We start from the raw sequence: 427 nt of genomic DNA, 5'->3' as shown, positions 1-427 counted from the left end.
CCCGATCCAGCCGTGTCGGTGCCCAGCGAGAAGCTGACCCAGCCTTTGGCGACGGACACGGCCGAGCCGGAGCTGGAGCCGCCGCTGATGAAGTCCGCATCGAAAGCGTTGGCGCAGGCGCCATACGGCGAGCGCGTGCCGTTCAGGCCCGTGGCGAACTGGTCGAGGTTGGCCTTGCCCATGGGGATGGCGCCCGCATCCAGCAGGCGCTGAACCACGAAGGCGCTGGCGCTCGGGGTGTGCGCGAACTCGGGGCACGCGGCAGTGGTGGGCACCCCCGCCAGGTCGATGTTGTCCTTGATGACGAAGGGCACGCCGTAGAGCGGCAAGCTGCTGGCGTCCAGGCCTTCCAGCCGAGCCAGGTGGGGCTCGAGTTCGGCCTCGCTCAGGCGGTGGATGAAGGCGTGGTGGGCATCGCTGGCACAAC

The 427-nt window shown here is 69.3% G+C and carries 1 protein-coding gene; it reads right to left on the bottom strand.

All coding sequences use genetic code 11. The features are described from left to right. On the bottom strand, positions 1-427 hold a 427-nt coding region (locus B2W70_RS14815; RefSeq protein WP_286746833.1), incomplete at both ends, for an amidase family protein.

Source organism: Aquabacterium sp. UBA2148 (genome assembly GCF_002328915.1).
Taxonomy (GTDB): domain Bacteria; phylum Pseudomonadota; class Gammaproteobacteria; order Burkholderiales; family Burkholderiaceae_C; genus Aquabacterium; species Aquabacterium parvum.
Note: the sequence above shows the minus strand (reverse complement) of the source record. Positions and strands in the feature narration are given on the sequence as shown.